Genomic DNA, 20,761 nt, shown 5'->3' on the forward strand with positions numbered 1-20,761 from the left:
CTCCTCCTCAGATCAGTCCGAGCGCGCGCACCGCGTCGCGCTCCTCGACGAGCTCGGCCACGGACGCGTCGATCCGGGCGCGCGACAGCTCGCCGTGCTCGAGCCCCTGGACGATCTGCCAGCCGTCGCCCGCGGACGTCACCGGGAACGACGACACGAGCCCCTCGGGGACGCCGTACGAGCCGTCCGACCAGATCCCGGCGCTCGTCCAGTCGCCCGCAGGGGTCCCGAGCACCCAGTCGCGCACGTGGTCGATCGCGCCGCTCGCCGCCGAGGCCGCGGACGACGCCCCCCGGGCCGCGATGATCGCGGCCCCGCGCTTGGCGACCGTGGGCACGAAGTCCTCGAGCAGCCAAGACTCGTCGGCGGCGAGCTCGGCGCCGGGGCGGCCCGCGACGTCGGCGTGGAAGATGTCGGGGTACTGGCTCGCGGAGTGGTTGCCCCAGATCGTGACGCGGCGGATCGCGGAGACCGGGACGTCGGCGCGCGCCGAGAGCTGCGACAGCGCGCGGTTGTGGTCGAGGCGCGTCATCGCGGTGAAGCGGTCCTTGGGCACGTCGGGCGCGTTCGACGCGGCGATGAGCGCGTTCGTGTTGGCCGGGTTGCCGACCACGAGCACCTTGACGTCGTCGGCCGCAACCGCGTTGATCGCCTCGCCCTGGGGCTTGAAGATCCCGCCGTTGGCCTCGAGCAGGTCGGCACGCTCCATGCCCGGCCCGCGCGGGCGGGCGCCGACGAGCAGCGCGACGTTCGCGCCGTCGAAGCCGGCGCGCGGGTCGTCGTGGATGTCGATGCCGGCCAGCAGCGGGAACGCGCAGTCCGCGAGCTCCATCGCGGTGCCCTCGGCGGCCTTGACGCCCTGCGGGATCTCGAGCAGGCGCAGGCGCACGGGGGTGTCGGGGCCGAGCATCGCGCCGGACGCGATGCGGAACAGCAGGGCGTAGCCGATCTGGCCCGCCGCGCCGGTCACGGTCACGTTGACAGGGGTCTTCGCAGCACCGGGGGTCGTCATGGCCCCACTCTGGCACAGCGGGCCGCGACGTTCCCGGCGGACCGGCCGGGCGTCGTCAGCCCGCGAGCGCGCCCCAGCGCGGCGCCAGCTCGGACCACGGGCCCGACGCCGCGACCATGCCGTCGGCGAGCACCACGACGCGGTCGGCGCGGGCGAGCGCGGCCCGCTTGGACGTGGCGCCCACGACCGTCGCGCCCTGGGCGCGCAACGACTCCCAGAGCTCGACCTCGGTCGCGGCGTCGAGCGCGCTCGAGACGTCGTCCGCGAGCACGACCTCGGCGCGCGTCGCGAGCGCGCGGGCGAGCGCGAGCCGCTGCACCTGACCGCCAGAGAGACGCACCCCGCGGTGGCCGACGAGCGCGTCGGTCCCGCCCGCCTCGCGCACGTCCTGCTCCATGCGCGCGGCGGCGAGCGGCCCGTCGACCTCGCGCGGGTGGTCGAGGCGCACGTTGTCGGCGAACGTGCCCGAGAGCACGCGCGGCACCTGCGCGACGTACGCGACGCGACCGGGGCGCAGGGTGGCCTGCGGGTCCGTGACGGTCCGCCCGTTCCACGCGATCGTGCCCGTGTGGTCGACGAGCCCGGCGAGCGCCCCGAGCAGGCTCGACTTGCCCGACCCGACCCGGCCCAGCAGCAGCACGAGCTCGCCGCGCGCGACCGTGAGGTCGACGCCCTCGACGCCGATCGTCCCGTCGGGGTGCACCGCGCGCACGTCGCGCAGCTCGAGCCGTTCGAGCCTCTCCGCGGGCTGCGGAACGGGCGCGGGCGCGGCCCCCGTGAGGAGGTCGACCCCCGCGGGCAGCGCGACCAGGTCGGCCCCGCCCGCGAGCTCGGCCGTCGCGCGCTGCCACGCGCGCGTGCCCGGCGCGTCGGTCACGACCGCACCCGCGACCACGCCGAACCAGGCGAACCCGCTGACCGCGCCCGAGACGAGCAGCGTCGTCGCGAGGTCCCACGTGCCGGCCAGGAGCAGCCCCCAGGCCGCCACGAACCCGACCTGCACGAGCACGTTCGGGACGGTCTGGAGCACGGCCTGCACGCGGTGCTCGCGCACGGCCGCGTCGACGCGCCCCGCGTCGACCTGCCGCAGGTGCGCGTGCGCGGCGTCGGTGCGACCCGCGAGCTTGACCGTGCGCGCGCCGTCGAGCACCGACACGAGCGACCGACCGAACCGTGCCCGGGCGGACGACGCGCGGGTCGCCGAGCGTCCGGCCGCGGGCCGGCCGGCGACCGCCACGAGCGCCGTGAGCACGAGCACCGCGAGCAGCACCACGCCCGCGAGCCACGACCCGCTGAGCGCGACCGTGAGCACCACGATCACGACACCGTTGATCAGGTCGACCCACCGGTCGGCGTACTGCACGAACCTGTCGGCGTCGAGGGCGCGCGCGACGACCTCCCCGGGCGGAGTGCGCGGCAGCCGGTACTGCGCGGTCTGCCCGTGCAGCACCGCGACCCGCACGCGCAGCAGCACCTCGATCCACCAGCGCGGGTACAGGATGAACGCCCCGTACCCGCACACCGGCACGAGCAGCAGGAGCACCGCGAGCACCCCGACCAGCACGCCGGGCGTGCCGCCGTCCTGGAGCGTCTCGACCGCGCGACCCCACAGGAACCCCGTGAGCACGCCCTGCGCCGCGATCACGCTCATCGCGAGGTACAGCAGCCCGCCGATCACGCCCCACCAGGGTCGGACGACGAGGGCGTGCGCGATCCCGCGCGCGAGGCTCGGCCCGTGGCCGGGCTCCGGGGCGGGCGGCGGCGTGCCCGTGCGGCGCCGGCCGACGGCGGACACCTCCGGCGGGTCGTCTCCTGCCACGTCACCACCTGCAGAGTCGTCGCCTGCTGAGTCGTCGAGGTGCGAGCCGTCCGCCTCGCGGCTCGCCTCGAGCAGCGCGCGGAACGGTCCTGCAGCGGCGACCTGCGCGCGCGGACCCTGCTGCACGACGCGCCCGTGGTCGAGCACCATGACGTGGTCGGCGCGCTCGACCGTGCCGAGGCGGTGTGCGACGAGCACGCCGGTGCGTCCGCCGAGCAGTCGCTCGGAGGCCCGCACGACGCGCGCCTCGGTCAGCGGGTCCATGCGCGCGGTCGCCTCGTCGAGCACCACGACGCGCACGTCACGCACGAGCAGGCGCGCGAACGCGACGAGCTGCTCCTCGCCCGCGGACAACGACGTGCCGCCGGGGCCGAGCGGGGTGTCGAGACCGTCGGGGAGCGTCGCGACCCAGTCGGTGAGCCCGAGGTCGGCGACCGCACGCTCGACCTGCTCGCGGGGCACGTCGGCGAACAGCGCGACGTTCTGCGCGAGCGTGCCCGCGAAGATCTCGGTGCGCTGGGTCACGACGCCCACCGCGGAGCGCAGCTCCTGCAGGTCGAGGTCGAGCACGTCGACGCCTCCGAGCAGCACGGTGCCGCGCTCGGGCTCGACCGCGCGCGAGAGCAGCGACGCGAGGGTCGACTTGCCTGACCCGGTGCGTCCCACGAGCGCGACCGTGCGGCCGGCGGGCAGCACCAGCGAGACGTCCTGCAGCGCGAACGTGCCCTCGGAGTACGCGAACCGCAGGTCGCGCAGCTCGAGGTCGAGGGTGCCCGAGGGCATCGGCAGGCCGCCCGTGGGCTCCGGCTCGGCGTCGAGCATCTGCCGGATCCGCACGATCGCGCCGACGCCCTCCTGGATGTCGGGCATGTGCCGGGCCAGCATGTCGATCTGCCCGACGAAGCTCGCGGTCACGAGGAACAGCGTGACGAGGCTCGCGACGTCGAGCTCGTCGGTGACCACGAGCACGACGCCCGCGATCGCCGTGCCGGCGAGCAGTGCGTGCAGCAGCGTGCCCGCGCGCCACGAGAGCAGCGCCTCGACGCGCACGACCCGCAGGATCGTACGGTGCACCGCGGCGGACGCCTCCGCGAGGCGGCGCAGCGCGAACGCCTGCCCGAGGCTCGTGCGCAGGTCGTCGCGCGCGGCGACGCCCTCCTCGAGCGCTGCGGCGTCGTCGGTCCAGGCGACCTCCTCGACGACCTTGCGGCGTGCGATCTCGCCGAGCAGCGGGCGCACGACCACGAACGTGGCGATCCCCAGCAGCGGGAACAGCGCCCACGCGGGCCACCAGGTGAGCCCCGCGACGACCCACAGCGGGAGGCTGCCGACCACGGCGCGGCCGGCCGACCAGAGCTGGCGGCGCACGAGCGCGCCGACCGCGTGCGTGTCGTCGTCGACACGGTCGAGCACCTCGCCCACGGCCTGCTCGCCGAGCGTCGCGAGCGGCTGGTGCAGCGCGGCGCTCAGCAGGTCCTCGCGCAGCTGGCCCTCGGCACGGTCGACGACACCCGCCCACACGACCTGGCCCGCGGCGTCGACCACCGCCGCGCCCACGACGCACAGCGCGAGCAGGAGGACGCCGGCCAGGGTCGCGGCCTCGGCGAGCTCGCCCGCGACGACGGTGCCCAGCGCTGCCCCGACCGTCCCCACCACGAGCGCCGCGAGCGCGACGACCGTGACGGGCCCGCGCAGGCGACGCGGCCCGAGCCGCCGCGCAGGGTCGGACGACGGACGGCGCGCGGGGGCGGCGTCCGCCCGGGTCACGGCGGGTGCGGAGGGCGAGGTCATGGTCCTGCGATCGTAAGGACGCGTGCCGGGCCGCGCCCGGTATTTTCCCCGGGGACGACGACGCCGACCGCCCCGGAGGGACGGCCGGCGTCGGACGTGCGAGGGATCAGGCGGCGAGGCGCGCCGCGAGGTTCTCGTCGAGGGCCGCGAGGAAGTCCTCGGTCGTGAGCCACTCCTGCTCCGGGCCGACCAGGAGCGCGAGGTCCTTGGTCATCTTGCCCGACTCGACCGTCGTGATGACGACGTTCTCGAGCGTCTCGGCGAACTCGACGACCTCGGGGGTGTTGTCGATCTTGCCGCGGTGCATGAGGCCGCGCGTCCAGGCGAAGATCGACGCGATCGGGTTGGTCGACGTCGGCTTGCCCTGCTGGTGCTGGCGGTAGTGACGGGTCACGGTGCCGTGCGCGGCCTCGGCCTCGACGGTCTGGCCGTCCGGGGTCATGAGGACCGACGTCATGAGGCCGAGCGAGCCGAAGCCCTGGGCCACGGTGTCGGACTGCACGTCGCCGTCGTAGTTCTTGCACGCCCAGACGTAGCCGCCCTCCCACTTCATGGCCGAGGCGACCATGTCGTCGATGAGGCGGTGCTCGTAGGTGAGGCCCGCGGCCTCGAACTGCTCGGCGAACTCGGCGTCGAAGACCTCCTGGAACAGGTCCTTGAACTGGCCGTCGTAGGCCTTGAGGATCGTGTTCTTGGTCGACAGGTACACCGGGTACTGGCGCTGCAGGCCGTACGCGAACGAGGCGCGCGCGAAGTCCTTGATGGACTCGTTGAAGTTGTACATGCCCATCGCGACGCCGCCCTCCTCGGGCATGGTCACGACCTCGAACTTCTGCGCCTCGGAGCCGTCGGCCGGCTCGAAGGTCATCGTGATCTTGCCGGCGCCGGGGACCTTGAAGTTCGTCGACTTGTACTGGTCGCCGTGCGCGTGGCGGCCGATGATGATCGGCTTGTTCCAGCCCGGCACGAGGCGCGGGATGTTGGAGATGATGATCGGCTCGCGGAAGACGACGCCACCGAGGATGTTGCGGATCGTGCCGTTGGGCGAGACCCACATCTTCTTCAGGCCGAACTCCTCGACGCGCGCCTCGTCGGGCGTGATCGTGGCGCACTTGACGCCGACGTGGTGCTCCTTGATCGCGTTCGCCGCGTCGATGGTCACCTGGTCGTCCGTGGCGTCACGGTTCTGGATCGACAGGTCGTAGTAGCGCAGGTCCACGTCGAGGTACGGGTGGATGAGGCGGTCCTTGATGAACTGCCAGATGATGCGCGTCATCTCGTCGCCGTCGAGCTCGACGACCGGTCCGACTACCTTGATCTTGCCCATGCGCGATGAACTCCCTGCGGGATGAGGTGTGGGTTTCCGTCGACCAGACTAACTGATCTTCTTGACGTCAAGATACTTCCGCCGAACCTGTGAAGGTCCTGGAGATCCGCGACGTTCCCGGTCAGATCGCGCATCTGAGCCCCGAACGGTGGCAAGATGCGGGACGACAGGTGGGCGCGACGTCCGACGCTGACGCGTGGGCAGGCAGTGCGTCCCACGACCACCGCCAGCTCAGACAGGAACACCATGTCCCAGGACTTCGCCGCGCCGGCCGCCACGGCCCCGGCGCCCGCCCCTGCCGTCACGGACGCCGAGACCGCGACGCCGCACGTCGGCACGCGCATGCTCGTCGAGGCGTTCGGCACCTTCTTCCTCGTGCTCGCCATCTGCGGCGTCGCGCTGTACGGCCGCTTCACCAACTCGAGCCTCACGCTCGCGGTCGCCCTCGCGGGCGGCATCGCGGTGCTCGCCGCGATCGCGGCCGTCGGTCACATCTCGGGCGGTCACTTCAACCCCGCCGTGACGCTGGGTGCCGCGATCGCCGGCCGCACCGAGTGGATCAACGTCCCGCTCTACTGGGTCTCGCAGCTCGTCGGCGGCATCGCCGCCGCGTTCGTGCTGTGGGCGACCCTGCCCTCGGGCGCGCTGCCGATCCTCGCGCAGCTCGGCGCGGTGGACCCGGACACGACCAAGGCGAAGTTCTTCGCGGGCGTCGCGAACGGCTACGGCGACAACTCGCCGCTCGCCGCCGCGACCAGCGGGGCATTCAGCTTCGACCTCACCTCGGCCCTGCTCATCGAGGTCCTCGCGACCGCCGTGTTCGTCGGCGTGATCCTGGGCGTGACGTCCAAGCGTGCCAACACCAAGCTCGCCCCGATCGCGATCGGCCTCGCGCTCGCGTCGCTCATCATGGTCACCGCGCCGTTCACCAACGCCTCGCTCAACCCCGCCCGCTCGACCGCGGCCGCCGTGTTCGCCGGCGACTGGGCGCTGAGCCAGCTCTGGCTGTTCTGGGTCGCCCCGCTCGTGGGTGGTGCGATCGCGGGTCTGTTCGCGCTGTCGTTCGCCCCGCTCAAGAACGACGTGGTCGCGGCCGGCGAGACCGACGCGCTCGCGACCGAGTACGAGGCCGCTGCCGTCAACAACGCGCCGTTCGGCGCGAGCGAGGCCGTCGTCGCGCCGACCGCGCCGGTCGCCGCTGAGCCGGTCGTCGCTGAGCCTGCCGTGGCCGAGCCTGCCGCACCGGCTCCGGCCCCCGCTGAGCCGGTCGCCGCCGCGGACGACTCCGTCGTCGACGACACGACCGTGACGCGCGCCCCGGCCGCGGACGGCTCCGCCGAGGCGCGCAGCGCCGAGGACGGCGACGAGACGCCCGAGCAGCCCAAGGCCTGACCACCGAACGGGCACCCGCCCGACGGTCGAGCCACGAGGCCCCGCGCACCCTTGGTGCGCGGGGCCTCGTCGTGCGCGGGGCTCGTCGCGTCCGGGGTGCGGGCGTCAGGCCGCCGGCGCGATGGCCGCGAGGAACACGAGCACGGCCGCGGCGCCGAGGAACAGGGTGACGTCGACCGACCGGCTCCGGTTCGTGATCCCCTCCGGGCCGGGGCCCGCGACGACGGCGCGCGCGACGCCCGCCGCGAGGCACGTCGTGGCGAGCACCGCGATGCCGAGCTTCGTGTCGACCGTGAGCGCGACCACCGTCGCGAGGACGACGCCCGCGACGACCCACCAGAGCGCCGGTGCGGGGCGCCGGCTCTGCGCGGCGGCCGGGTGCGTCCCGGCAGCGCCGGCACCCCCTGCGGGCGCCGTCTGATCCTGCGCGGTCCCGCCCGACGGCGTGCGCGGACCAGCGGGCGCACCCGCGGCGCCCGCGCGGCTCCACGGGACCGCCGTGGGGTCGATCGCGGGGCGAGGGCGGGCAGGGTCGTTCACGGGGCGAGCCTACCGCCGACCAGGGCCGCGGCTACCGTGTGACCATGCCCGACCAGCACCAGCACGCGCCGTCCGCCCCCGACACACGCACCGCGCCGCGCCCCGCGGCGACCCCTGCGCAGTCCGACGGGGACGCGTCCGACGCGACCGGCGTCGGACCGGGCGTCGACGTCCGGTCGGTCGTCGTGGTCGGCGCCGGTCTCGCGGGCGCGCAGACCGTCGCGGCCCTGCGCGCGCACGGGTTCACGGGCACGGTCACGCTGCTCGGGGCGGAGGGCGTGGCGCCCTACGACCGCCCGCCGCTGTCGAAGGAGCTCCTGAGCCGGCCCTCGCCCGTGTGGCTCGACGCCGAGATGGGCCTCGACGTGGCCGCCCTCGCCGACGTCCGCCTCGCCGCGCCGGCGACCCGGCTCGAGGTCGGCGCGACCGGGGTGCGCGTGACGACGCCCGGCGGGCTCGTCGAGGCGGACGCGGTGGTCCTCGCGTGCGGGTCCCTCCCCGTGCGTCCCCGGGGCTGGGACGCGGCCTTCGTGCTGCACACCGCGGACGACGCGGCCCGCCTGCGCCCGCATCTGACCCCGGGCGCGCGCCTGGCCGTGGTCGGCGCCGGCTGGGTCGGTGCCGAGGTCGCCGGGGTGGCCGCGGGAGCCGGGGCGCAGGTCACGGTCGTCGAGGCGCTCGACGCGCCGCTCGCGCGCCAGCTCGGCAGCGAGGTCGGTGCGCACCTCGCCGGCTGGTACGCGCAGGCCGGCGTCGCGCTGCGCACGGGAACGACCGTGACGGCCGTCCACGCGGGCGGGCTCGACCTCGCGGACGGCTCGACGGTCGACGCCGACGCGGTGCTCGTCGCGGTCGGAGCACGTCCGGCGACCGCCTGGCTCGCCGGCTCCCTGCCGCTGGACGCCGCGGGCGCGGTGCCGGTCGACGCGGACGGACGCCTCGCGACCGCGGCCGCCGCGGCCCACGGGATCCCCGGTGCAGCGGCGGCGCGGGTCTGGGCCGTGGGCGACTGCGCACGGCGCGAGCACCCCGTGCTCGGGTCCGTGCCGGGCGGGCACTGGTCGGCCGCGCTGCACGACCCCGAGCCGACCGCGCGCGCCCTGCTCGGACTCGCCCCCGAGGGCGGCACCCACGCGCCCTACGTGTTCTCGCGCCAGCTCGGGCACGACCTCGCGCTGCTCGGCCTGCCCGACCCCGCGTGCGAGGTCCACTACCGCGGCGAGCCGGGCGCGGGCCCCTGGGCCGCGCTCTACCTCGACCCGGCTGTGTCCGCCGACCCGGCCACGTCCCCCGAACCCGCTGTGTCCCCCGACCCCGCTGCGTCCCCCACCCCCGACGCGTCCCCCGACCCGGCCGTGCGTCGTCTGCGGGCCGTGCTGCTCGTCGACGCGCCGCGCGACGTCGGGGCGGCGCGACGGCTGTTCGCGCGCGACGCACGCCCGCTCGTCGACGTCGCGCGCGCCACGGACCCGGGCGTGCGCTGGCGCGACGTCGTCTGAGCGTCGGGGCGTCACGGCGTTCCCCGGTCCCGGCCGGGAACGCCGCAGGCCCGGCGTCGTGACGCCGGGCCTGCGAGGGGACGTGCCTCGTCAGTGCGCGAAGTGCCGCGTGCCCGTGAGGTAGAGCGAGACGCCCGCGGCCTGCGCGGCCGCGACGACCTCGTCGTCGCGGATCGACCCGCCGGGCTGGACGACGGCGCGCACGCCCGCGTCGAGCAGGATCTGCAGACCGTCCGCGAACGGGAAGAACGCGTCGGACGCCGCGACCGCGCCACGGGCCCGCTCCTGGCCGTCGGCGAGCGTGTTGGCCCGCTCGACCGCGAGGCGGCACGAGTCGACGCGGTTGACCTGGCCCATGCCGATGCCCACGGCCGCGCCGTCGGCGGCGAGCAGGATCGCGTTCGACTTCGCCGCGCGGACCGCGCGCCACGCGAACGACAGGTCCGCGAGCGTCGCGTCGTCGGCCGGCTCGCCCGTCACGAGCGTCCAGTGCTGCGGGTCGTCGCCGCCCGTGACGGTGCCGTCCTCGTCCGTGACGACGCCGTCGATGCGGTCGACGTCCTGCACGAGCAGGCCGCCCGAGACCGGGCGCAGCTCGACGTCGGCGGGGGCCGACTCCGGGAGCACGAGCACGCGCAGGTTCTTCTTGGCCGCGAAGACCTCGAGCGCCTCGGGCTCGTAGCCCGGCGCCACGACGACCTCGGTGAACACGGGCTTGAGAGCGAGCGCCATCTCGGCCGTCACGACCCGGTTCGCCGCGACGACGCCGCCGTACGCCGAGACCGGGTCGGTCGCGTGCGCCTTGCGGTACGCCGCGGCGATGTCGTCGCCCACGGCGACGCCGCACGGGTTGTTGTGCTTGACGACGGCGACCGCGGGGCCGTCGTGGTCGAACGCGGCACGACGGGCGGCGTCCGCGTCGACGTAGTTGTTGTAGCTCATGGCCTTGCCCTGCAGCTGCGTCGCCGACGCGAGACCGCCACGGCCGTCGGTGTAGAGCGCGGCCTGCTGGTGCGGGTTCTCGCCGTAGCGCAGCACGTCCGAGCGCTCCCAGGTCGAGCCCGCGAACGCAGGGAACCCGGCGCCGTCCGGCGCGTAGACCGACGCGAACCAGGACGCGACCGCGACGTCGTACGCCGCGGTGTGCGCGAACGCCTGCGCCGCGAGGCCCTTGCGCGCGGCGAACGTGAAGCCGCCGCCCTGGACGGCCGCGACGACCTCGCCGTACGCGGCGGGGTCGACGACCACCGCGACGCTCGGGTGGTTCTTCGCGGCGGCGCGCACCATCGACGGCCCGCCGATGTCGATCTGCTCGACGACCTCGTCCGGCCCGGCACCCGAGGCGACCGTCGCGGCGAACGGGTACAGGTTCACCACGACGAGCTCGAACGTCGCGATGTCGAGCTCGGCGAGCTGCGCGAGGTGGTCGGGCTTGCGCGTGTCGGCGAGGATCCCGGCGTGCACGCGCGGGTGCAGCGTCTTGACGCGGCCCTCGAGGCACTCGGGGAACCCGGTGAGCTCCTCGACGGGCGTCACGGGCACGCCCGCGGCGGCGACGGTCGAGGCGGTCGAGCCGGTCGAGACGAGCTCGACGCCCGCGGCGTGCAGCGCCGTGGCGAGCTCGACGAGGCCCGTCTTGTCGTAGACGGAGAGCAGGGCACGGCGCACGGGGCGCTGCGCGTCGTCGGCGATCTGGACGCCGGGAAGGGTGGGGGCGGCGGACATCGAGGGGCTCCTCTGGGTCGCGGGCGGTACCGGAATCCCAGGCGCCCAGGCGGACGACGCGCTCACAGGTCGATCAGCCGCTCCCCGGTGGTCGTTCCCACCCTCGCCAGTCGCGGCCGCTGCCGAGTCTACCGCGTGGTGTCGCGGGGGTGCGGGCCAGGGCCGGTCGCGGCCGGCGGCACGACGCCGCTGCCGTCGAGCGGGTCGCGGTAGGCGAAGGTCTGGGTCGTGGCGGCCAGGTCGTCCGAGCCGTAGACGAGCGGTCCGTAGCTGCGGCCGATCGCCAGGTCCTGGATCTCTCCCATCCCCTGGAGCCCCTCGCGGACGGCCGCCACGGGCGGCACCTGGGCACCCCGGTCGCGTGCCCAGCGGTGCAGCAGCGCGCACAGCAGCCAGACGGGGCCGAGGAAGTACGCCAGCGCGAGGTCGACCGACTCCCCCCACGGCACGGACCACCCGACGGCGGGCGCCACGAAGAACACGACGAGCAGCGCCGTCGCGACCATCCAGAGCCAGAACGTGATGCGCCTCATGGAATCCCCCCTGGACCCAGGCTATCGGTCGGCGGACGTCGCGGCCCGGCCGATCCGCGCGTGCCGGCCGTCGACGCTCAGGCCCTCCCGGGCGACGCGACCGACGGTCTCGACGAGCAGCGCACGCTCGGCCACCTTGATGCGCTCGTGCAGCGTCGCCTCGTCGTCGGCGTCCTCGACCGGCACGGTCGCCTGCGCGAGGATCACGCCCGTGTCGACGCCCGCGTCGACGAGGTGCACGGTGCAGCCGGTGACCTTGACCCCGTGCGCGAGCGCGTCGCGCACGCCGTGCGCGCCCGGGAAGGACGGCAGCAGCGCGGGGTGCGTGTTGATGATGCGCCCCGCGAACCGGTCCACGACCGTGGGCGACAGGATGCGCATGAACCCGGCGAGCACGACGTGGTCGGGCCGGAACACCGCGATCGCCTCGGCGACCCCGCGGTTCCACGCGTCGCGGTCCGCGAAGTCGGCGGGCGCGACGACGGCGCTGGGCACCCCGGCCTCCTGCGCGAGGGTCAGGGCCCCGGCGCCGGGCTTGTCGGTGATCACGCCGACGACGCGTGCGCCGTAGGCCGGGTCGTCGTGCGCGGCGAGCAGCGCGGCGAGGTTGCTGCCCCCGCCCGAGACGAGGACGACGACGCGTGCGCCGTCACCGGTCGTGGGGACGAGGTGGCCGGACGGCGTGTGCACGGGCGCTCCAGGGTCGGGGAGAATGGGGCCGGCACCAGAATCCCACACGCGCCGCACGGAAGGCCGTCATGACCGACCCGCAGGACCCGTACCGCCCGCCGCCGCCCGGGGCGACGCCGCCCGCACGGCCGACGCCGCACCGCGCACCGGTCGTCGAGCGCCCCGCGGGCCCGCCCACGCCCGAGCCCGACGCGGAGCCCGACCCCGAGGTCGTGCGCGCCTCCCTGCGCGCGGTGTTCCGGTTCGGCCTGTGGATGGTCCTGACCGTCCTGCTCGTGGGGGCCCCGCTGCCGTGGGGCGCGCTCGCGGTCGTGACGACCGTGGTCGCGGCCGTCATGGGCGTGCGTGCGCTGGTCGCGCACCGGCGCGCGCGACTGCGCGGCGGCCTCGGCGTCGCCCTCGCGGTGGGCCTCGGCCTGACCGGGTTCCTCGGCATGGAGTCCGCGGGGCGCCTGCTGACGTGGGAGATCCAGACCACGCTCCAGGAGTGCCAGGCCGGGGCGATCACCGTCCAGGCCGCGGACGCGTGCCAGTCCGCGTACGAGAGCTCGCTCGAAGGGTTCCTGACCGACCTCGGCGACGCCCGGCCGTGACCTCGCCGCGCGACGACCTCCCGGCGCTCGACGTCGTCGTGGCGCGGCTGCGCGCCGCGGGGTGCGTGTTCGCCGAGGACGAGGCCGCGCTCCTGCTCGCGGCCGCGGCGACGTCGTCCGACCTCGAGGACATGGTCGGACGTCGCGTGGCCGGGTTCCCGCTCGAGCCGATCCTGGGCTGGGCCGAGCTCTGCGGCGTGCGCGTCGCGGTCGACCCGGGCGTGTTCGTGCCCCGGGCCCGCACCGCGCTGCTCGTCGAGGAGGCCGCGCGGCTCGCGCCCCGCTCCCCCGTCGTGGTCGACCTGTGCTGCGGGTCGGGAGCGCTCGGCGTCGCGCTCGCGCACCTGCTGGGGACGGCGCCGACGTCGTCCCGGCGCCCGGACCTCACGCTCTGGGCGAGCGACGTCGAGCCCGCGGCCGTCGCGTGCGCGCGGCGCAACGTCGAGCCGCTCGGCGGCCACGTCGTCGAGGGAGACCTCGACGCCTCCCTGCCCGACCACCTCGCACGACGCGTCGACCTGCTGCTCGCCAACGTGCCCTACGTGCCGACCGACGCGATCGCCCTCATGCCGCCCGAGGCGCGCGACCACGAACCGGCCGTGACGCTCGACGGAGGCGCGGACGGGCTCGACGTGCTGCGGCGCGTGGCCGCGGCCGCACCGCGCTGGCTCGCCCCGGGCGGGCACGTGCTCGTCGAGGCGAGCACCGGCCAGGTGCCCGACGCCGTGGCCGCGTTCGAGCACCACGGGCTGACGACCCGCGTGGTCACCGACGACGAGCGCGGGGCGACGGTCCTCGTCGCACGGCGCACGGGCACTCCGTGACGGAGCGACCCGTGCGCCGTGCGGCGCTCCGGGGCGCTACCGTGCTGCGGCCTTGATCAGCGCGACCACGGCGAGTGGCTGGCTGATCATCGGCACGTGCGAGCTCCGGACCTCGACGGTCGTCGCGCCGGCCCGTGCCGCCATGGCGCGCTCCGCCTCGGGCGGGATGATCCTGTCGTTCGAGGCCACCATGTACCAGCTCGGGATGGTCTTCCAGGCGGGGACGCCCGACGCCGCGAACAGCGAGCCGATCGCGCCGGGGCGCTGGCTCCCGGCCATGGCCGTCGCGACGGGCTTCGGAAGGTCCTGCGCGAAGAGCTGCGGGAAGAACGCCGGGTCGATGTACGCGTCGCCGTCGTCCGCCGCGGCCCCGGGGAACGGCCTGACGACGAGATGGTCGGTCACGTCGGTGTGCCCGCCCCCGAGGGTGTTCGCCGCAGCCACGGACTCCCCCTCGTCGAGCGCGTACGCCGCGACGTAGACGAGGGACTTGACGTTCGGGTTGCCCGTCGCCGCGTTCGAGATGACCGCACCCCCGTAGGAGTGACCGACAAGCACGACGGGTCCGTCGATGGTGCTGAGGTAGTCGCGCAGGTAGTCGCTGTCGTAGGGGATGCCGCGCAGAGGGTTGGAGAACGCGAGCACCGGGTACCCCGCGCCCTGGAGCGCGGTGCTCACGAGAGACCAACCGCTCGAGTCGGCGAAGGCTCCGTGCACGAGCACGACGGTCGGCCGGGGCGCCTGGCCTCGGCCTGCCTCGACCGTGGTCCCGGCGTTGGCAGCGGGCCCCGCGACGCCCAGCATGGCGAGGCCGACCGCGAAGGCCGCGGCGGAGGCGACGGCAGCGCGGCGCCTCGACCTGAGGGCCGAGACGATCCGTGGGACGAAGGGCGGGATGAACGTGGACATGACCTGCTCCGATCGTTGAGGGCGAGTACTCACGCAGGCACGCCGCGAGCGCTGACGTGCGGGTGGACACGTGTGGTGGGGTCCGGACCGACGGTGGCCCGGACCCTGAGATCAGGCGACGGGTCGTGCTGCGGGCCGCGCGTGGGCGAGCGTCCACTCGAGTGCGCGGTCCGCGACCGCCTCCCACCCTGGCTCCGCACAGGTCCAGTGGGACCTTCCCGGGAACTCCTCGTACTCGGTGAGCGCGGGAGACCTCGACCAGTGCTTGGCGTTCGACCGGTTCACCGACGGCGGCATGATGTGGTCGGCCCCTCCGCCGATGAAGAGCAGCGGGGCGCGGTCCGCCGAGTAGTCGACCCAGGTCTCCTGGTGGCCGGGACGGAAGTTCGCGAGAAGGCCGTACGCCCAGATCCAGTTCCCCGGCGCAGGGATCGCGTAGCGGTCGTACGCCTCGTCGGAGTCAGCTCGCGGGACGGTGTTGGCGAACGCGTAGTGCCACTCGTCGCGCGTGAAGCCGACCGCGCGGTGGTAGTTCGCCGGGTTCTTCAGCGCGGGGAAAAGCGAGCGCGCCTGGGAGAGGGGCGTCACCCGCACCCCCTCCGTCGGGGCCGAGTTGATCGCGGCCCCCGACGCGCCGAGCCCTCGGGCGAGGAGCAGTTGGGTCAGGGTCCCCCCGAACGAGTGGCCCATGATGATGGGAGGCCTGGGCAGCGCCTCGACGACCGCCGCAAGATGGTCCACCGTCTCGGGAACCGTGAGGCGCGCGATCACCTCGGGATCCTCGCGCAGGGCCTCGACCTCGATCTCGAAGCCGGGGTAGGCAGGCGTCAGGACCTGGAATCCCCGCCCCTCGTAGTGCTCCCTCCATCCCTCCCAGCTGCGGGGCGTGACCCACAGCCCGTGGACGAGGACGATCGTGTCCGGCGTCGTGTCGCTCATCGGTTCCTCCTGCTGTCGTCGTCACCTGGTCGGGTCGGCCGCGTGCCGGCCGGCCCCGGTCGTCATTCGTCGATGAATGCGAGCAGGTCCGCGTGGAGCCGCTCGCGGGCCGTGTCGGGCAGCCCGTGCGCGCCGCCCTCGTAGACGAGGAGTCGGGCGCCGGTCACGAGCTCGGCCGAGCGCCGGCCGCTGATGTCGAACGGGACGATCTGGTCGTCGTCACCGTGGATCACGAGCGTGGGGACGTCGATCGCGGCGAGGTCCTGCCGGAAGTCCGTCGCCGAGAAGGCCTCGATGCACTCGTAGGCGTTGCGGGTCCCCGACGCGAGCCCTTGGAGCCAGAACGCGTCGCGCGTCCCCTGCGGTACCCCGCCGGCACGGTTGTGCCCGAAGAACGGCCCGTCCGCGAGCTCACGGTAGAGCTGGGACCGGTTGTGCACCTCGCCGGCACGGATGGCGTCGAACGTCTCGATCGGCAGCCCGTCCGGATCGTCGTCCGTCGCGACCATCATCGGCGGAACCGCCGACACCAGGATCACCTTGCCGACACGGGCGGTGCCGTACCGGCCGACGTAGCGGACGATCTCCCCGCCACCCGTCGAGTGCCCGACCAGCGTGACGTCCTCGAGCCCGAGCGTGTCGAGCAGGCAGGCGAGATCGTCGGCGTACGTGTCCATCTCGTTGCCCGCCCAGGACTGCGTCGACCGTCCGTGGCCCCGGCGGTCGTGGGCCACCGCGCGATGCCCGCGCTCCGCGAGGAACAACGCGGCCGCCTCCCAGGCATCGGCGTTCAAGGGCCAGCCGTGGCTGAGGAGCACAGGGCTGCCGCCGCCGTCCCAGTCCTTGTAGAAGATCTGCGTCCCGTCGTCCACCGTGATGTAGGGCATGCGGGCCTCCCCGTGCGATGCGCCCAGGACCGGCCGGCCCTGTCGCACCAGCATCACGGACGCGCCGTCGCGACGGACCACGCGTTCCTCGTAGTCCGTCGCGGCGGGCGGGCCCGCGGACCGCGCGGCGCGGACTCGTCAGCGAGTGACGCCGAGCGCCGGGGCGAGCTGACGGCGCGAGCTCACCCCGAGCTTTCGGAACACCTTGCGGAGGTGGTAGTCGACCGTGTTCGGGCTGATGTAGAGCGAGGCGCCGATCTCCGCGTTGGTAGCTCCCGCCGCGGCGAGCCGCGCGACCTGGATCTCCTGCGGGGTCAGTGCGCTCGCGCGCGAAGGCCCCACCTCGTCGTACTCCCCGGTCGCGGTCATCTCCCGGCGTGCGCGCGCCGCGAACTCGGCGGCGCCGGCGCGGTCGAGCGCCTCGATCGCGATCGCGAGCTGGCTCCGGGCGTCGCCGCGTCGCCGCACCCTGCGAAGCCACTCCCCGTACAGGAGCCGGCCCCGCGCCTGGTCGCCCTCGTGCCCCGGGCACCCGAGATGCTCGATCGACGCCAGATGGTGCGCCTCGGCGTCCGCTCCGCGCGCGAGAAGTGCACTCGCGCGCTCGGACATGCCGAGCGCCCACGGCGACCCTGTCGAGGCCGCGTACCGGTGCACGAGCTCGGCCGCCTGGTGCGCCGCCGCGGTCCGGCCCGCACGCGCAGCGGCCTCGACCAGCTCGGGGACGTGATGGAAGCTCGCCTGCAGGAACGGGTCACCCACGAGGTGGGCGAGCCTCCCGTACGCGCGCTCGTACTCCCCGCGAGCGATGTCCACGATCGCGAGCGCCCCCTCCGCCATGCGCACCGGGCCACCGAACCCGATCGCCCCCATCGCGGCGGAGAGCCGTTCGACGTCCGCCGTCGGAGCCCCCACCCATGCGAGCTGCGCGGCGTTGACCACTTGCTCGTCGACGTACCCGACCGCTCTGCGGAGCTCGGCCGCCTGGGCCAGGTACTCGCCCGAGAGCCTCGGGTTCACGCGGGAGAGCTCGATCGAGCTGAGGGTCCAGAGCGCGGCGTCGACGTCGCGGACCGCTCCCCGGGCACGCGCGAGCCGCACCGCGCGGTTCAGGAACCGCGCTCCGGTCTCGAGGTCCCACAGCGCGACCGGCGCGTAGAACGACACGTAGCTGACCGTGAGGAACTCGTCGTCGGGGAGCCCGTCGAGCATCGCCACCGCGGTACGCAGGAGCGGGACCGCCCGGGCGTACGGCTCGAGGACGAACGCGGCGAGGGCACGCAGCACCACGGCGGTCGGCGTGTGGGCCACCTCCGCCGCGTCCCGCATCCGGACGCCGAGGTCGGCGAGGCACGGCTGCGCCGCTCGGCCCTCGGTCGTCGGGGCGAAGGAGAACGCCAGGAGCGTCGCCCGCTGCTCGAGCTCGGCGTCGACGCCGTGCGCCTCAGCCGCCGCTGCGAGGAGCATCTCCGCGCCGTGGACGAGCTCCGCCGGATCCGACAGGAAGAGCCCGCACAGCGCACGCACGAGCAGGCGGCGCGCTCGGAGTGACGCGTCGAGGACCGCCTCGTCGACCTCGGCGAGAAGCTGTCGCGACAGGAGCGCGGCCCCCGCACCGATCGCCGCCTCGGCCGCCTCGATCTGCCGCTCCGCGCGCCGCGACGGCACGGGCTCGAGCTCGACGGCACGCGCGAGGAGATGGGCACTGGTCCGGAGCCCGCCCCGCGACGCCGCCGCGCGGGCAGCCTCGACGAGGCCTTCCGCGACACGCGCATCCCTGCCGGGACATGCCGCGGCCGCGTGCCACGCCGCGACCTCGGGGCGTCCACGTGCGACCGCCTGGTCCCGGAGCAACGCGTGAGCACGCCTCCTGTGCGCGTCCGGGGAGCCGTTGTAGACCGCCGACCGCACGAGCGGGTGACGGAACGTGACAGCCTCACGGACCTGGACGACGAGATCCTCCTCGACGCCGTCCGAGGCCGACTCCGGGAGGCCGGCGGCGCTCGCGGCGGCGCGCACCACCTCGGCGTCGCCCGTGGACTCGGCCGCGGCGATGAGGAGCCAGGTCCGCGCGTCGGGAGGAAGCTCGCGCAGACGCCGCAAGTAGTGGTCCTCGAGGTGGCGTCCGATCGGCATGGGTGCCCCTGCGACCGACGCCGCCGTGAGCTGGCGCGCCGTCAGCTCGCTCCCGAGGTCCCGGAGCGCGAGGGGATTTCCCTGCGTGTAGTCGAGGACGTCCGCGACCACGCCGCTGTCGATCGGCGAGCCCACCGTCCTGCGCAGGAGCTCGGAGGCGGACTCGGCGTCGAGGCCCTCGAGCGCGAGCGTCGGCACCCCCGCGAGCGCCCGGTCGACGCGTGCGTCCGGGCGTGCGGCGACGAGCAGGACGACGGACTCCGCCGAGAACCGGCGCGCGACGAATCCGAGCACCTCGAGCGACTCGACGTCGAGGTGGTGGGCGTCGTCGACGACGCAGACGAGCGGTTCGTCGTCCCCTGCCAGCGCGAGCAACGTCAGCATGGACAGTCCGACGAGCGCGAGAGCCGGGGCGTGCCCGCGGACCGAGCCCGCCGCGACGGTGAGCGCCTCCCGCTGCTCGGCGGGCAGGGACGCGAGGTACGCCTCGAGCGGCCGGCCGAGTCGGAGCAGCGCCCCGTAGGCGATCGCCGACTCCACCTCGTAGCCCGCGACGCGCAGGACCCGCACGCCGACGGCTTCCGAGACCGCGGCCTCGAGCAGGGTCGTCTTGCCCATCCCCGGGTCGCCCCGCACGAGCAGGGAGCCGCTCGAACCGTTCCGCGCGTCGGCGACGAGCGTGCGGACGGCTCGCAGCTCGTCGGCACGCCCCAGCACGGGTGGCGGGGTGTCGCTGATGAGCGTCACGCTAGCGAAGCCTCGATCGGTGCGCGACCGGTCCAGCGACACCTCCGTGCCGGAGCGGGGCGGCGCTCAGGAGGTCGATGCGTGGGACGAGTCCTCGTCGACCGCGTGCCAGCGGCGGTCGGCGCGCTCGCCCCGGGTGCGCCACGCGGCCCGCGCTCCGAGCGTCCCGACCACGAGCGCGGCGCCGAGCGCGACCTCGCCCGCGACGACGCCACCGACGAGCAGCGGGGCGGCGCCGACCTGCGCCATCGTGCCGGGCCCGACCGCGCCCGAGCCGAGGAGCAGCAGCACGGCGAGCACGAGACCGCTCCCGAGCGCGGCCGTGCCGACCCCGGTCGCGAGGTCGCGCCACGGAGGGACCTCGCCCGCGACGTCCGACGCGCGGCGCCAGACCAGGACGCCGGCCAGTGCGCCGCAGAGGACGACGGCGAGCGGGGCCGCGGCCCATGGCCCGCCCACCCAGCCGTCGCCCGGCAGCGCGCCGAGCAGCGGGAGCGCGGGCACCGGTCCGAGCACCTGCTCGGTCGGCGCGAACGTCGTGCCGGAACCGACCGCGAACCCCGGCCCCGCAAGCCACGCGACGCCCCACACCACGAGGTTCGGCACGAGCGCGAGCTGCGAGATCGCGAGCACGATCCCGCCGACGACACCGGGCGAGAGCGCGTCCGCGACGTCCGCGGACGTCGCACGCCCCGCGACCGCCCAGCACACGACCAGGACCCCGGCGAGGGCGACGAGCGAGGACGTCGCGAGCGCCGCCCCGCGCAGGCCGACGCCGACACCGTGGTCGGTCGCGCGCACGAGCCACCACGGGGCGACGTCCGCGAGCCGCGGGGACGTGGGCCGGGCAAGGATCCCGAGCGCGAACCCGAGGCCCCCGACCGCTCCCCCGCCGACCAGCGCGACGAGGACCCACCAGCCCGGGGCCTCGCGCGCCAGCATCGCCAGGAGGAAGGCCGCGACCGCGTAGACGCCCGTCGCCGCGCCCCACGACCCGAGGGTCGCGTGCGCGGTGCGCTTGGCCGCGACGTAGCAGCAGAACAGCGCGAGGAGGGTGATACCGAGGGGTGCGAGCGTCACGACGACCGGCCCGGCGGCCCACGGGACGCCATGGCCGAGCAGCCAGATGCCGAGCGCGACGTGCACGGCACCGCCCCAGCTGTCCTCGCCCGAGTCCGCGACCGCGAGGCCGGCGACGATCGCGGGGAGCACGACGATCGCGAGCGAGAGCCCGAGCGCCTGGAGCGCGGCGAACGCGCCCGCGGCGGCCGACCGCAGCTCGGCGAGGCGACCCTCGGGGCGGGCCAGGGGCTCGCCCGGGACGGTGCGCGGCGGCGTCCGCCGTGCGGTCGTGGTGGGTCGGGTGGGTGCGCTCACCCGCCCATCGTCGCCGACGGG

At 75.0% G+C, this 20,761-nt stretch carries 16 protein-coding genes and 1 riboswitch; of the genes, 4 read left to right on the forward strand and 12 right to left on the reverse strand.

The window, feature by feature from the left end:
• Positions 1 to 7 precede the first annotated feature (7 nt).
• From CLV28_RS01760 to CLV28_RS01770, 3 genes are all read right to left on the reverse strand, one after another.
• Positions 8 to 1,012, reverse strand: a complete 1,005-nt coding sequence (locus tag CLV28_RS01760) for a malate dehydrogenase (protein WP_100421574.1) — start codon at positions 1,010 to 1,012, stop codon at positions 8 to 10.
• Between the two features lie 55 nt (positions 1,013 to 1,067).
• Positions 1,068 to 4,622: an ATP-binding cassette domain-containing protein gene (locus tag CLV28_RS01765; protein ID WP_100421575.1), complete on the reverse strand. Its 3,555-nt coding sequence runs from the start codon at positions 4,620 to 4,622 to the stop codon at positions 1,068 to 1,070.
• A gap of 106 nt (positions 4,623 to 4,728) precedes the next feature.
• On the reverse strand, positions 4,729 to 5,949 hold the full coding sequence (locus tag CLV28_RS01770) for an NADP-dependent isocitrate dehydrogenase (protein ID WP_100421576.1): 1,221 nt from the start codon (positions 5,947 to 5,949) through the stop codon (positions 4,729 to 4,731).
• 246 nt (positions 5,950 to 6,195) lie between these two features.
• On the opposite strand from CLV28_RS01770, the gene CLV28_RS01775 reads away from it, so the two are divergent.
• Positions 6,196 to 7,341 (forward strand): aquaporin, encoded by a 1,146-nt coding sequence (locus tag CLV28_RS01775; RefSeq protein ID WP_157802447.1) that lies wholly within the window; start codon positions 6,196 to 6,198, stop codon positions 7,339 to 7,341.
• Positions 7,342 to 7,446: 105 nt separating this feature from the next.
• Here CLV28_RS01775 and CLV28_RS01780 read toward each other — a convergent pair whose 3' ends face one another.
• Positions 7,447 to 7,881: a DUF3017 domain-containing protein gene (locus tag CLV28_RS01780; protein WP_100421578.1), complete on the reverse strand. Its 435-nt coding sequence runs from the start codon at positions 7,879 to 7,881 to the stop codon at positions 7,447 to 7,449.
• Positions 7,882 to 7,925: 44 nt separating this feature from the next.
• On the opposite strand from CLV28_RS01780, the gene CLV28_RS01785 reads away from it, so the two are divergent.
• Positions 7,926 to 9,380, forward strand: coding sequence for an NAD(P)/FAD-dependent oxidoreductase (locus CLV28_RS01785; RefSeq protein ID WP_100422330.1), 1,455 nt, complete (start codon positions 7,926 to 7,928; stop codon positions 9,378 to 9,380).
• Positions 9,381 to 9,470: 90 nt separating this feature from the next.
• On the opposite strand, the gene purH is transcribed toward CLV28_RS01785, so the two are convergent.
• The 3 genes from purH to purN all read right to left on the reverse strand — a co-directional run bounded on the left by purH (position 9,471) and on the right by purN (position 12,328).
• Positions 9,471 to 11,105, reverse strand: coding sequence for a bifunctional phosphoribosylaminoimidazolecarboxamide formyltransferase/IMP cyclohydrolase (purH, locus tag CLV28_RS01790; RefSeq protein ID WP_100421579.1), 1,635 nt, complete (start codon positions 11,103 to 11,105; stop codon positions 9,471 to 9,473).
• A 36-nt stretch (positions 11,106 to 11,141) separates the two neighbouring features.
• A riboswitch (ZMP/ZTP riboswitch) is annotated at positions 11,142 to 11,229 on the reverse strand.
• 4 nt (positions 11,230 to 11,233) lie between these two features.
• Entirely contained in the window at positions 11,234 to 11,638 is a 405-nt protein-coding gene (locus tag CLV28_RS01795) for a hypothetical protein (protein WP_100421580.1), read from the reverse strand.
• A gap of 21 nt (positions 11,639 to 11,659) precedes the next feature.
• Entirely contained in the window at positions 11,660 to 12,328 is a 669-nt protein-coding gene (gene purN / locus CLV28_RS01800; protein WP_100421581.1) for a phosphoribosylglycinamide formyltransferase, read from the reverse strand.
• Positions 12,329 to 12,396: 68 nt separating this feature from the next.
• On the opposite strand from purN, the gene CLV28_RS15920 reads away from it, so the two are divergent.
• Entirely contained in the window at positions 12,397 to 12,921 is a 525-nt protein-coding gene (locus tag CLV28_RS15920) for a hypothetical protein (protein ID WP_100421582.1), read from the forward strand.
• Positions 12,918 to 13,745, forward strand: coding sequence for a putative protein N(5)-glutamine methyltransferase (locus CLV28_RS15925; protein ID WP_100421583.1), 828 nt, complete (start codon positions 12,918 to 12,920; stop codon positions 13,743 to 13,745). Before CLV28_RS15920 ends, CLV28_RS15925 begins: the two co-directional genes overlap by 4 nt.
• 36 nt (positions 13,746 to 13,781) lie before the next feature.
• Here CLV28_RS15925 and CLV28_RS01815 read toward each other — a convergent pair whose 3' ends face one another.
• The 5 genes from CLV28_RS01815 to CLV28_RS01835 form a co-directional block, all read right to left on the reverse strand.
• A complete protein-coding gene (locus CLV28_RS01815) occupies positions 13,782 to 14,654 on the reverse strand; it encodes an alpha/beta hydrolase (RefSeq protein ID WP_239073141.1) in 873 nt (290 codons plus the stop codon).
• Positions 14,655 to 14,765: 111 nt separating this feature from the next.
• Positions 14,766 to 15,593, reverse strand: coding sequence for an alpha/beta hydrolase (locus CLV28_RS01820; protein WP_100421584.1), 828 nt, complete (start codon positions 15,591 to 15,593; stop codon positions 14,766 to 14,768).
• A gap of 62 nt (positions 15,594 to 15,655) precedes the next feature.
• Positions 15,656 to 16,480, reverse strand: a complete 825-nt coding sequence (locus CLV28_RS01825) for an alpha/beta fold hydrolase (protein WP_100422332.1) — start codon at positions 16,478 to 16,480, stop codon at positions 15,656 to 15,658.
• A 138-nt stretch (positions 16,481 to 16,618) separates the two neighbouring features.
• Positions 16,619 to 19,363, reverse strand: a complete 2,745-nt coding sequence (locus CLV28_RS16170) for a LuxR family transcriptional regulator (protein WP_170062609.1) — start codon at positions 19,361 to 19,363, stop codon at positions 16,619 to 16,621.
• Positions 19,364 to 19,429: 66 nt separating this feature from the next.
• Positions 19,430 to 20,740 carry a cell division protein PerM gene (locus CLV28_RS01835; RefSeq protein ID WP_100421586.1) on the reverse strand — a complete coding sequence of 437 codons (1,311 nt, stop codon included), beginning with the start codon at positions 20,738 to 20,740 and terminating at the stop codon, positions 19,430 to 19,432.
• Positions 20,741 to 20,761: the final 21 nt, after the last annotated feature.

The sequence above is a fragment of the Sediminihabitans luteus genome (genome assembly GCF_002797595.1).
GTDB lineage: Bacteria > Actinomycetota > Actinomycetes > Actinomycetales > Cellulomonadaceae > Paraoerskovia > Paraoerskovia lutea.

What these genes read in the sequence shown, in the direction of transcription:
- CLV28_RS01760 (WP_100421574.1), bottom strand. Translation starts at nt 1,012, where the DNA reads ATGACGACCCCCGGTGCTGCGAAGACCCCTGTCAACGTGACCGTGACC.
- CLV28_RS01765 (WP_100421575.1), bottom strand. Translation starts at nt 4,622, where the DNA reads ATGACCTCGCCCTCCGCACCCGCCGTGACCCGGGCGGACGCCGCCCCC.
- CLV28_RS01770 (WP_100421576.1), bottom strand. Translation starts at nt 5,949, where the DNA reads ATGGGCAAGATCAAGGTAGTCGGACCGGTCGTCGAGCTCGACGGCGAC.
- CLV28_RS01775 (WP_157802447.1), top strand. Translation starts at nt 6,196, where the DNA reads ATGTCCCAGGACTTCGCCGCGCCGGCCGCCACGGCCCCGGCGCCCGCC.
- CLV28_RS01785 (WP_100422330.1), top strand. Translation starts at nt 7,926, where the DNA reads ATGCCCGACCAGCACCAGCACGCGCCGTCCGCCCCCGACACACGCACC.
- purH (WP_100421579.1), bottom strand. Translation starts at nt 11,105, where the DNA reads ATGTCCGCCGCCCCCACCCTTCCCGGCGTCCAGATCGCCGACGACGCG.
- CLV28_RS01795 (WP_100421580.1), bottom strand. Translation starts at nt 11,638, where the DNA reads ATGAGGCGCATCACGTTCTGGCTCTGGATGGTCGCGACGGCGCTGCTC.
- CLV28_RS15920 (WP_100421582.1), top strand. Translation starts at nt 12,397, where the DNA reads ATGACCGACCCGCAGGACCCGTACCGCCCGCCGCCGCCCGGGGCGACG.
- CLV28_RS01815 (WP_239073141.1), bottom strand. Translation starts at nt 14,654, where the DNA reads ATGTCCACGTTCATCCCGCCCTTCGTCCCACGGATCGTCTCGGCCCTC.
- CLV28_RS01820 (WP_100421584.1), bottom strand. Translation starts at nt 15,593, where the DNA reads ATGAGCGACACGACGCCGGACACGATCGTCCTCGTCCACGGGCTGTGG.
- CLV28_RS01825 (WP_100422332.1), bottom strand. Translation starts at nt 16,480, where the DNA reads ATGCCCTACATCACGGTGGACGACGGGACGCAGATCTTCTACAAGGAC.